Genomic DNA, 9,530 nt, shown 5'->3' with positions numbered 1-9,530 from the left:
CCGCGGCCTCGCGCGCCTCCGCCTCTGCGGAGGACCCGCATGCGGCCGCAGCAGCAGACGACCGGCTCGTACAGGCCATCGAGCGCGTCTACGCGGCGGCCGAAGTCGAACCGGGCTTCGTGGCGAGCCCTGCCAGCCGCAAGGCCAGCGCGCAGCTCGATGCGGCCATGGAAACCCTCGCGCACGAGCAGCAGATCTACAACAACGTGGCCACCATCGCCGCGAATGCGCAGCGCTCCTTCCCCGCCCTCCTGTTCGTGAAGCGCCTGGGGCTGTCCGAGCCGCAGCGCTACGTGTCGGAAGCGGCCGCCCGGCGCGCCGCGCTCGACTGGACGCGCGGGAGCCTCCCTTCGCTCGCCGACGCCTCCCCGCATGTCATGAACCCCCAGATGCTCTGGGCCTCCTCCATGGCCGACGCCGCCATGGACGACCGCACCGACGAGCGGCGCCGTTAGGGGGAGGGGGGGGGTCGGCCGCGCCGTGCCGCCCCACCTCACCGCGCCATTCCCCTGCGGCCCTGCGGGTCCGCGGACCTCTCCCTCGAATCTGGATAATTGGCGGGTATTTTCGTCATACATGGGTTGCGTGGTAAGATAGAGGGCACATTCGCTCGGACATGCCCCAGGCCCGTCAAGGAGGTACCGCATGCAAGAGCCCTCACCCGCCCTTTCGCGGCGCACGTTCGTAGGGGGAGCAACCGCCCTCGCCGCCGCATCCCTCGCCTTCCCCCAGGCCGCGTTCGCCGTGACCGCTGCCGAGAAGCAGGCAGAGGCCGACGCCGTCCGCAACCAGCTGGTCGGCCTGAACGCCGATCTCGAGGCAGCTGCCGAGCGCTATTACGGCGCACTGGACGAGCAGAACGCCGCACGCACGGCCATGGAGGCCGAACAGGTGAAGATCGACGAGGCCACGGCCCAGATCGCCAACCTGCAGGATCACCTGGGCACCCGCGCCCGCAGCATGTACCGATCGGGCTCCGCCACGTTCCTGGACTTCCTCATGGGCGCCACCTCGTTCGCCGAGTTCACCCAGAACTGGGATATCCTGAACGGCTTGAACGAGAACGACACCCAGATGGTCGCCGAGACCAAGACGCTGCGCGAGACCGTGGAGGCCTCGAAGGCCGAATACGCCAAGCAGGAGAAGATCGCCGCCGACAAGGCCGCCGAGGCCAAGGCCATCAAGGAAGAGGTCGAGGCGAAGATCGCCCAGGCCGACGCGCTCATGAACTCGCTCGACGCCGAGGCACGCGCCCTGCTCGAGGAAGAGCAGCGTGCCGCCGCCGAGGCAGCCGCCGCGCAAAAGCAGGCCGAGATGGAGGCCGAGGCGGCACGGGAGGCGGCGAACAGCGGCAACGCCGGAGGTGGCGGAGACGGGGGTACCGGCGGCGGCAACCCGCCGAGCGGCGGAGGCGGCAACGGCGTGGACATCCCGTCACAGGGTTCCGTGGTCGATTACGCCATGAGCCGCATCGGCTGCCCCTACGAATGGGGGGCGGAAGGCCCGAACTCGTTCGACTGCTCCGGCTTGGTGACATGGGCGTATCGCCAGATCGGCATGTACGTTCCGCATCAGAGCGAATCGCAGTACAGCGCCGCACGTCAACGCGTTCCCGTCTCCGAAGCCCGCCCCGGCGACGTGCTCTGGCGCTACGGCCACGTGGGCATCGCCGTCAGCTACGGCGGCACCCACTACGTCCATGCGCCCGACCGGGGCCTGCTCGTGCGCGACACCGACCCGCTCTCCTGGTCGAAGTTCACCTGCGCCCTGCGCTTCTAGTACCGCCGACGGGAAAACGGCCCGACGCCTGCCAGCGGCCCGGACCATTTCTCTGGGCCAAGCGCTGTCGGGAATGCTACAATAGCTGCCGCGCCTCCGTAGCTCAGGGGACAGAGCACCGCTCTCCTAAAGCGGGTGCCGCGCGTTCGAATCGCGCCGGGGGCACCATCGATTTCTCGCGACGCCGCCTTGAGCGGCGTCGTTTCCGTTACAGCGGGCGTCAGCGCGCCCTCGCCTTCGGAAGTACGACCGTAACGCACGTTCCCCGCGGCTCGTTGGCCTCGATGGCAACAACACCGCCGGCGTGCTCCACAAGGGCGCGGGCAATGGACAGCCCGAGGCCGCTGCCAGGCGTGGTGCGCGCCGTATCGGCGCGGTAGAAGCGCTCGAACACGCGGCCGCGATCCGCCGGGTCGATGCCGCATCCGGTATCCGCCACCGAAAGCGTTACCCGAGCGCCCCGTTCTTCGCAGCGCACCGCCACGGAATCGCCTGCCACCGTGTACTTGAGCGCGTTGTCCAAGAGGATGCCCAGCACCTGCCGCAGCGCATCCGCCTCGATGCGCACCTCGCCCGCCGGCCGGACGGCTACCGTCAGCGTTTTGCCGGCGACCTCCGCCACGTCGGCGTACAGGCCAGCCACATCCTCAACGATGCCGCCTACCTCGAGGGGCGCCGCCTCGCGCTCATCCTCGGTGCTCGCGTCTGCCGACGTCAGCGTCATAAGGTCGTCCACGAGGCGCGCGAGGCGCTTCGTCTCGTCCGCCACCGCGCCCACGTCCTCGAAACGGTCCACGATGCGGGCTCCCGGCTCCGCCAGCAACCGCTCCTGCGCGGCAAGGATGATGGCCAGCGGCGTGCGCAGCTCGTGCGAGGCGTTCTGCACGAACTCGGTCTGGCGGTTCATGCTGGCCACGATGGGCTTGACGGTCCTGCGCGACAGCAGGAAGCTCACCGCCGCCGCCACGGCCACGGCCACGGCCAGGTAAACGACGAGCACCCGTGTGAAATGCTCGAGCAGTGCCATCTCGGAATCCACGTTCACCAATACCTGCACATACGCCCTGTCCGAAACCTCCCCCTCGGCAATCCCGCCGCTCCCCATGGCGTAATTGATGCCGCGGTACACATGGCCCCCCGCCCGCACCTCGTACGCGCGATCCAAGTCGCCAGGGTCGAACGGGATGTCGTCGAAATAGGCAGGGTAGCTGGCGTAAAGCCCCTCGGTACCCGCCGCCTTGCCGTCGGCATGGCGCCACAAGTAGATGAGCTGCGGATTCGAGGCCACGTACGACCGGTTCAAGATAGCAATGCCGCCCTCGTCGGCATCGTCGGCCATCGACTCCTCCAGCCCGGCGCCGACCCCTTCCGCCTCAGCCGAAAGGTTCCCGTCCGACAGCACCTCGTAACCGTCTCCGCCGTCCCCCGATTCCCAGTCGGCCATGGCCGAGGAGGTCAGGATGCGCAGCTCCGCCAGCTGGTTGTCGGCGGGCTGGTAGATGCTGGAGCTCACCATCTGGAATATCAGCACACCGAACAGCGAGAACAGCACGGCGAACGCCGCGAAGAAAAGCAGGGTGTTCCGTGCGAGCAGGCGGCGAACGCGCCGCTCCTCAAAGCCCATCGTCGTCCGTCCACACGTAGCCCGCCCCGCGTATCGTCTTGAGGAAGCGGTCGTACCCATGCCCCTTCAGCACCTTGCGCAGCGCGCTCACGTATACCTCCACCACGTTCGACGACGTGTCGTTCATGAACCCCCATACCCGGTCGAACAGCTGCGTTTTGGACACGAGCTGCCCCTCGTGGCTCACCAGGTACTCAAGAACGTCGTACTGCTTGCCCTTGAGCACGACCGGCGCACCGTCGACGGCAGCGCGCCTCGTGTTCGGGTCGAGCGTCAGGCCGCGGAACCCGAAGGCGTCCAGCGTGCGCACGCCCATGCTGCGCCGGATGATAGCCTCGACGCGCAGCACCAGCTCGTCGCGGTCGAACGGCTTCGCCAGGTAATCGTCGGCGCCCAGTTGCAGGCCGCGCACCCGGTCGTCGCGGGCGTTCTTCGCCGTCAGCATGAGCACGGGCGTGTCCATGCCGTCGGCGCGCAGCCGCTCCAGCACGCCGTAGCCGTCGAGCGCGGGAAGCATGATGTCGAGCACCACGAGGTCGTATACGTTCTGCTGCGCGAAGAACAGCCCTTCTTCGCCGTCGAACGCCTGGTCGAAGGCGTAACGCGAGCCCAGCGCCGCGGCGATGGCGCGGGAGATGGCGCGATCGTCTTCGATGATGAGTATCTTCATGCGGCCATTCTAGCATCGGCTTCCTTAAAAAGCGCTGAAACGTGGTGCTTTGCGCAGGGGGCTGCGCCGGGCTGCCGCGCCGAGGCGCGCATCCCTGCGCCCCGGCGCCCTCGCTGGCGAGGCCCTTCTGATGTTTCAGGAAGTTTTAAGGCGGCCTCCGCTAAGATGCCCACGCATTCGGCAGCTAACGGAAGGAGAACCATGAGCGCCAAGACCATGAAGATCGTCATCGGCGTGCTGGCCGTCGCCCTTGTGATCTTGGGCGGGCTGGCCGTCCTGAAGAACCTCGGGCCGCAGCTCGGCGGGAGCGGGAACAGCCTCCAAGGAGAGCGTGAACAGGCTCTCGAATCGGGCCTGGCGGAGCCGGACACCGCCGGAAGCGCCTCCGTCGACTACGAAGCCTTGACCGACGCGAGCGACGGCGAGTAGGCCGGCAACAAGGAGCATCCCATGCCAGACAACAGCAAGCAACACCGAAAAGCATCAGGCGGTCTGATCGCCTTGGCGGCGGTGCTGGCCCTCGGGCTCGGCGCGGCCGCCTGGTGGCTCGCAGCGGGCGAGGAGGCGTTCGGAGGCGCCCTGGGCAGCCTGGCCTCCCCGGGGCAAACCGACCCCGCACCTGTTCCCACCGCTCTTGTGACCAGGGGTAATATCGAGAAAACCATCTCCGGTACCGGCGAGGTGAAAGGCAGCGCGTCCGAGAGGCTCAAACCCGCCTCCTGGCGTTACTTCAAGTCCTTCGACGCGCCGCTGAACAAGCTCGTGCGCGCCGGGGAGCCATTGATGACCTACACGAGTGGCGAGGTCATGTCGGCGCCGTACGACTTGGTGGTGAAATCCCGCACCGTACCGAAGGCCGGAGAGGCGCTTTCCCCAGACGACCACTTCGCGGAGGTGGAGCGCATGGACACCGTCCATGTGGAGATGCCGGTTGCCGAAAGCGACCTGGCGAGCCTGGCCGAGGGCCAGGAGGTCGACGTCGTCGTGGGCAGCCAGGGAACGCGCACGGGCGCGATCTCGAACATCAGCCAGGTAGGAGCCTACCAGGCCAGCGGCTCGAAGTTCACCGTGACCGTGGAGGTGCCCAATGACGGCAGCATCTGGCTGGGCATGTCGGCCACACTCTCGGTCAAGGTTGCGCAGGCAACCGACGTGCTCACCGTCCCCGTAAGCGCCGTGCAGGGCGACGGCGACGCCAAAACCGTGACCGTGAGGGAACCTGACGGCTCGCTACGCACCGTCGGTGTGTCCACCGGCCTGTCGGACGGCTCGAAGGTGGAGGTGGCGGGCGAGATCAGCGAGGGCGATGCCGTCGTGCTCCACGAATCCGCAGCCATGCCGGGTGGGAGCGCCGGGGACACCATCGTGACCATGACGGAGACCGCATGACCGCCGGAACAATTTGCCCGAGCTGCGCCGAGCGCATGGCCGCAACCGGCAATGCCCGGGCCACGGGCGCGGTACCCTGGAAGGCGCGCAGCACGAGCAGCCCGGTCATACGCATGGAGGGGCTGGGCAAGCGCTACCCCATGGGCGAGGGGGAGGTGCGCGCGCTGGAAAACGTCGATTTCGCCGTGCAGGAGGGCGAATTCGTGGCCATCGTGGGCCCTTCCGGCTCGGGAAAGTCCACCCTCATGAACATCATCGGGCTGCTGGACGTGCCCGACGACGGAACCTACTGGCTGAACGGGCTCGACGTTGCGGAACTGGCGGACAACGCGCTGGCCGACCTGCGCAACCGCACCATCGGGTTCGTGTTCCAGAACTTCAACCTGCTGGGCTCGCTCACGGCGCTGGAGAACGTGAGGCTGCCCTTGTCCTATCGCGGCACGAGGCCGCGCGAGGCCAACGCCTTCGCCCGCCGTTACCTGGCGAAAGTCGGTCTCGAGGGACGCGAGCGGCATCTTCCGCACCAGCTCTCGGGAGGACAGCAGCAGCGCGTGGCCATCGCCCGCGCGCTGGTGGGCAACCCTTCCATCTTGCTGGCCGACGAGCCCACAGGAGCGCTGGACTCGCGCACGAGCATCGAGATCATGGGGCTGTTCGAGGACTTGCACCGCGAAGGGCAGACCGTCGTCCTCATCACCCACAACCCGAACTTGGCAGCCCGGGCCGAGCGTACGGCGAGCATCGCCGACGGACGGCTGCAGGAAGGCAAGGGCTCCGGCTCGAAGACGGCAGCTGACGAGGCCGCGCGTCGGATAACGCTGCAAGCCCGAGGCTTTGCAGGGGAAGGAGGCCGACGTGCGACGGACGCGATCAGCTAAAACCGCGCTCTCCAGCATCGCCCGCAACCGGTTGCGCACGGCCCTCACCATGCTTGGGCTGGTGATAGGCATCTCGTCGGTCATCGTGCTGGTGGGCATCGGCGAAGGTTCGAACCGGCAGGTGGAGGAGCGCATGAAGGCGTTGGGAGGCGACATGGTGTCGGCCTACGTGTTCAAGGACTCGCTCGGCTACGATGACATCGCCGCCTTGCGCGGACTGCCGGGCATGGGGTCGGTTGCCCCTTCGAAAGGGGTTGGCGGCGACCTGACGGACGAGGGGCGCTCCACGAAGCGTAGCACGGCAGAGGTCTCGGACGAGCACTACCTAACCACGCGCAGCCTTCGGCTCGCAACCGGGCGCAACCTGTCGCCCGTGGACCGCGAGAACCGCTCCAACGTGTGCGTAATTGGGGCCAGCACGGCAAACGACCTGTTCGGGACGATGGACTGCCTAGGCAAAACGCTTAAGATAGCGGGGGTGCCGTTCGTGGTCGTGGGCGTGCTGGAACCTATCGGCCAGACCATGGGCCTCAACGCCGACAACCTTGCACTCGTGCCGTTCTCGGCCCTTCCAAGCCTGGGAGAGGAGACGAAGATCGAGACCGTGTATGCACGGCCCGCTCTCGAAGGAGGCGTCGACGCGACGAAGGCGGCCCTGTTCGACTACTTGTCGGGCGAGAGGGGGCTGTCGCCCAACCAGTTCGCCGTCGTATCGCAGGACGACATGCTAAACGCCTCCAGCGAGATCAACCAGACCATGACGCTCATGCTGGTTGGCATTGCCAGCATCTCGCTCGTGGTGGCGGGCATCGGCGTGATGAACGTGATGCTGGTGTCGGTGACGGAGCGCACCCGCGAGATAGGCATCAAGAAAGCGCTCGGTGCGCGAAGGTCCGACATCCTGCGGCAGTTCCTGATGGAGGCGCTGCTGGTGAGCCTCATGGGAGGCGCGGCGGGCATCTCAGCCGGGCTGGCATTCGGCATGCTGGCGAGAAGCATGGGGTTGGCATTCTCGGCTTCCTGGGACGTCGTTGCCGTTGCCGTGGCCGCCAGCACCGCCATCGGCCTGGCGTTCGGCATCTTCCCCGCCTACCGGGCCTCCCGCCTCACGCCCATTGAGGCGCTGCGCCAGGAATGAGGACCTGCTGCAGCAAGGAGCAAGGGCTCGCTGGGGCGAGATTCGTGGTTATGGCCTAACCTTTTGTCCATGACCTATTTGGTAAGGGAGTGTTTCACGTGAAACACTCTCTTTATACGGAAAGGCTAGCGAACGGCGAGGTTGTCATCGCACTCTTCGAGAGAGCTCGAAGCGGCGGAGGCAGGCTCGTCAGCCGAAGGGGGCTCGTCGGCTCGAGCGGAGTTCGAAACGGGAACGGAAACGGGAGCATCTGGCTTCCGCGCGCCGAGCGAGAGGGAGATGGACCTCGTCGGGCAGTTCTCCAGGCAGTCGCCGCACAGCGTGCAGGCTTCCAGCACAAGTCCGTCGGCGGCGGCCACGTCGATGTTCTCGGGGCACACGGTCGAGCACGTGCGGCATCCCTCGCTCGAAATGCAGGTGTTGCACGACGCCTGCGGGCGAACGCCGAAACCCAGCTTCGTGCGCGCCTTCTCCACCAGGCCGAAGAAGAATCCCAGCGGGCAGATGGCCGCGCACCAGCGCTTAAACAGGAACAGCTCGGCCAGCAACATGAGCGGGAACACGATCAGCTCCCAGCCCGGCTGCAGCAGCACGAACACGCGGTTCAGGGCCCAGAGCGTCCCGAACACGAGCCCGATGGGGCACAGCAGGCAGAACACCGGGAACTCCACGGCGAACGACACGACCAGCAAGACGGCGAGCACGACTCCCTGCGTCTTGAGGCTCGCACCCGTTGCCGAGGCGCACGTGGCGCAGCCGGCCTTCGGCGCCTCGCCGCTGCGGCCGTAGAGGCCGCGCGGGGTATGGCCGCCGAAGATGTTCTTGAGCAGCTGCGAAGGGCAGAGCCACGAGCAGAACGCACGGCCCAGCAGAAACACGATGGCCAGCACCGCCAGCACGCCGGGCAGCAGGTGCCACGGAACGCTCTGCGACGCCACCGCTATCTGCGCGAAACCCACGGGACACAGCACGCACAGCGTCCCCACCGCGGCTCCGCCGCCAAGATGGGCTGCCGCCACGGCCGCCACGAGAACGGCGGCTGCCACGAGGATGCGGACAGCCCTCGTACGCGTCTTCATGATAGGTCTCCTGCCTCGCGCGTCGCGTCCGGCCCGTCGGGGTGGACGCCCTTCGTATGGGGCGGCATCGCGTCCGCCAGCGCGACAGGGACCGTGCGACCGGCCAGCAGCTCCTCGCTGGAGACTGCGCCCGCCGCCCGCGCCGCCTCGCTCGCGCGCGAAACCACCACGATGCCCTTGTTCTCCACACTCGCGTCGTAGGCGCGCAGCGAGGACGAGGGGCACACCTGCTCGCAGCGCCCGCACCCGTCGCAGAAATCGGGGTGCACGACAGGGCGGTCGTGGTCGTCCAGCGTGATGGCGCCCTCCACCGGGCACTCGTCCTTGCACACGGTGCAGCCCGACCAGTCCCAGGCCACGCAGGCGTCCTTCACGACGAGCGCCACGCCCAGGTCGCGCTCATGCGCGCCCCCGTACGAGAGCGCGCCCGTGGGGCATGCGTCCACGCACTTCATGCAGAAGTCGCAGCACCCCTGCTCGAACGCGAGCGTGGGCGTGCCGTAAGCCACCAGGCTCCCGGCCAGCGGCACCGGCGTGATGATGCCGTACGGGCACGCCTGCAGGCAGCGCTGGCAGCGGTTGCACGCCGCCGTCAGCCGCGCATTCGACTCTGCCCCCGGCGGGCGCACGAAAGCGGCGTCGGCCTGCCTCGTCACCGCGCCGAACCCGCCGACGCCCACCATCGCCACGCCCACGGCCCCGGCGGCGAGGAACCCGCGCCGAGAAATCGTCTCCATTCCCATCATCCCCCATCACCTGCCCAAAGGCAGCTTGCTAGTCTCCCACCACCTCGGCCAGCGCCTCGGCATCGGCGGCCAGGTACGCTTCCGTGAACGTGGCCAGGTGCGCGTAGAAGCCGCTTTCGGCGGACGCCTTCATGTCGCGGGCGAAGGCGGGCACCCAGTTCAGCAGGTGGGCCCGAACAAAGGCACGCTGCTCGGCCAGCGCCGCCTCCGCGGCGGCCTCGTCGCCG

Annotated in this window: 10 protein-coding genes, 1 tRNA gene and 1 pseudogene; 7 read left to right on the top strand and 5 right to left on the bottom strand. The window is 67.6% G+C overall.

Features of this window, described 5'->3' with window-relative positions; all coding sequences use genetic code 11:
• The 3 genes from GPA_RS06660 to GPA_RS06650 all read left to right on the top strand — a co-directional run.
• On the top strand, positions 1–455 hold a 455-nt coding region (locus tag GPA_RS06660), incomplete at its 5' end, for a LemA family protein (protein ID WP_041239202.1).
• A gap of 190 nt (positions 456–645) precedes the next feature.
• Positions 646–1,779, top strand: a complete 1,134-nt coding sequence (locus tag GPA_RS06655; protein WP_015539386.1) for a C40 family peptidase — start codon at positions 646–648, stop codon at positions 1,777–1,779.
• A gap of 92 nt (positions 1,780–1,871) precedes the next feature.
• Positions 1,872–1,947 (top strand) — tRNA-Arg (locus GPA_RS06650).
• 52 nt (positions 1,948–1,999) lie between these two features.
• Here GPA_RS06650 and GPA_RS06645 read toward each other — a convergent pair.
• Both GPA_RS06645 and GPA_RS06640 read right to left on the bottom strand, forming a co-directional pair.
• A complete protein-coding gene (locus GPA_RS06645) occupies positions 2,000–3,403 on the bottom strand; it encodes a sensor histidine kinase (RefSeq protein ID WP_015539385.1) in 1,404 nt (467 codons plus the stop codon).
• Entirely contained in the window at positions 3,393–4,073 is a 681-nt protein-coding gene (locus GPA_RS06640; protein ID WP_015539384.1) for a response regulator transcription factor, read from the bottom strand. The genes GPA_RS06645 and GPA_RS06640 overlap by 11 nt, the downstream gene beginning before the upstream one ends.
• 201 nt (positions 4,074–4,274) lie before the next feature.
• Between GPA_RS06640 and GPA_RS06635 the strand changes: the two genes are divergently transcribed.
• From GPA_RS06635 to GPA_RS06620, 4 genes are read left to right on the top strand one after another with little or no spacing between them, the layout of a single operon-like run.
• The gene (locus tag GPA_RS06635) at positions 4,275–4,502 is read left to right on the top strand and encodes a hypothetical protein (RefSeq protein ID WP_015539383.1); all 228 of its coding nucleotides are present in this window, start codon (positions 4,275–4,277) and stop codon (positions 4,500–4,502) included.
• Between the two features lie 21 nt (positions 4,503–4,523).
• A complete protein-coding gene (locus GPA_RS06630) occupies positions 4,524–5,462 on the top strand; it encodes an efflux RND transporter periplasmic adaptor subunit (RefSeq protein WP_049784045.1) in 939 nt (312 codons plus the stop codon).
• Positions 5,459–6,340 carry an ABC transporter ATP-binding protein gene (locus GPA_RS06625; RefSeq protein ID WP_231847594.1) on the top strand — a complete coding sequence of 294 codons (882 nt, stop codon included), beginning with the start codon at positions 5,459–5,461 and terminating at the stop codon, positions 6,338–6,340. Before GPA_RS06630 ends, GPA_RS06625 begins: the two co-directional genes overlap by 4 nt.
• Positions 6,318–7,478, top strand: a complete 1,161-nt coding sequence (locus GPA_RS06620) for an ABC transporter permease (RefSeq protein ID WP_041239201.1) — start codon at positions 6,318–6,320, stop codon at positions 7,476–7,478. Before GPA_RS06625 ends, GPA_RS06620 begins: the two co-directional genes overlap by 23 nt.
• 125 nt (positions 7,479–7,603) lie before the next feature.
• Here GPA_RS06620 and GPA_RS06615 read toward each other — a convergent pair whose 3' ends face one another.
• The 3 genes and pseudogenes from GPA_RS06615 to GPA_RS20055 all read right to left on the bottom strand — a co-directional run.
• Complete coding sequence (locus tag GPA_RS06615; RefSeq protein ID WP_015539381.1) at positions 7,604–8,557, bottom strand: 4Fe-4S binding protein; 954 nt, start codon at positions 8,555–8,557, stop codon at positions 7,604–7,606.
• Positions 8,554–9,294: a 4Fe-4S dicluster domain-containing protein gene (locus GPA_RS06610; protein WP_227154782.1), complete on the bottom strand. Its 741-nt coding sequence runs from the start codon at positions 9,292–9,294 to the stop codon at positions 8,554–8,556. Before GPA_RS06610 ends, GPA_RS06615 begins: the two co-directional genes overlap by 4 nt.
• Positions 9,295–9,331: 37 nt before the next feature.
• Positions 9,332–9,530, bottom strand: a pseudogene (locus GPA_RS20055) (TorD/DmsD family molecular chaperone); the annotation flags it as partial.

The organism is Gordonibacter pamelaeae 7-10-1-b, from assembly GCF_000210055.1.
In the GTDB taxonomy this organism is placed as follows: domain Bacteria; phylum Actinomycetota; class Coriobacteriia; order Coriobacteriales; family Eggerthellaceae; genus Gordonibacter; species Gordonibacter pamelaeae.
The sequence above is the reverse complement of the archived record's forward strand: the minus strand, read 5'-3'. Positions and strand labels throughout refer to the sequence as shown.

Coding starts and splice junctions, on each gene's coding strand:
- GPA_RS06655 (WP_015539386.1), top strand. CDS start 646: ATGCAAGAGCCCTCACCCGCCCTTTCGCGGCGCACGTTCGTAGGGGGA.
- GPA_RS06645 (WP_015539385.1), bottom strand. CDS start 3,403: ATGGGCTTTGAGGAGCGGCGCGTTCGCCGCCTGCTCGCACGGAACACC.
- GPA_RS06640 (WP_015539384.1), bottom strand. CDS start 4,073: ATGAAGATACTCATCATCGAAGACGATCGCGCCATCTCCCGCGCCATC.
- GPA_RS06635 (WP_015539383.1), top strand. CDS start 4,275: ATGAGCGCCAAGACCATGAAGATCGTCATCGGCGTGCTGGCCGTCGCC.
- GPA_RS06630 (WP_049784045.1), top strand. CDS start 4,524: ATGCCAGACAACAGCAAGCAACACCGAAAAGCATCAGGCGGTCTGATC.
- GPA_RS06625 (WP_231847594.1), top strand. CDS start 5,459: ATGACCGCCGGAACAATTTGCCCGAGCTGCGCCGAGCGCATGGCCGCA.
- GPA_RS06615 (WP_015539381.1), bottom strand. CDS start 8,557: ATGAAGACGCGTACGAGGGCTGTCCGCATCCTCGTGGCAGCCGCCGTT.
- GPA_RS06610 (WP_227154782.1), bottom strand. CDS start 9,294: ATGGAGACGATTTCTCGGCGCGGGTTCCTCGCCGCCGGGGCCGTGGGC.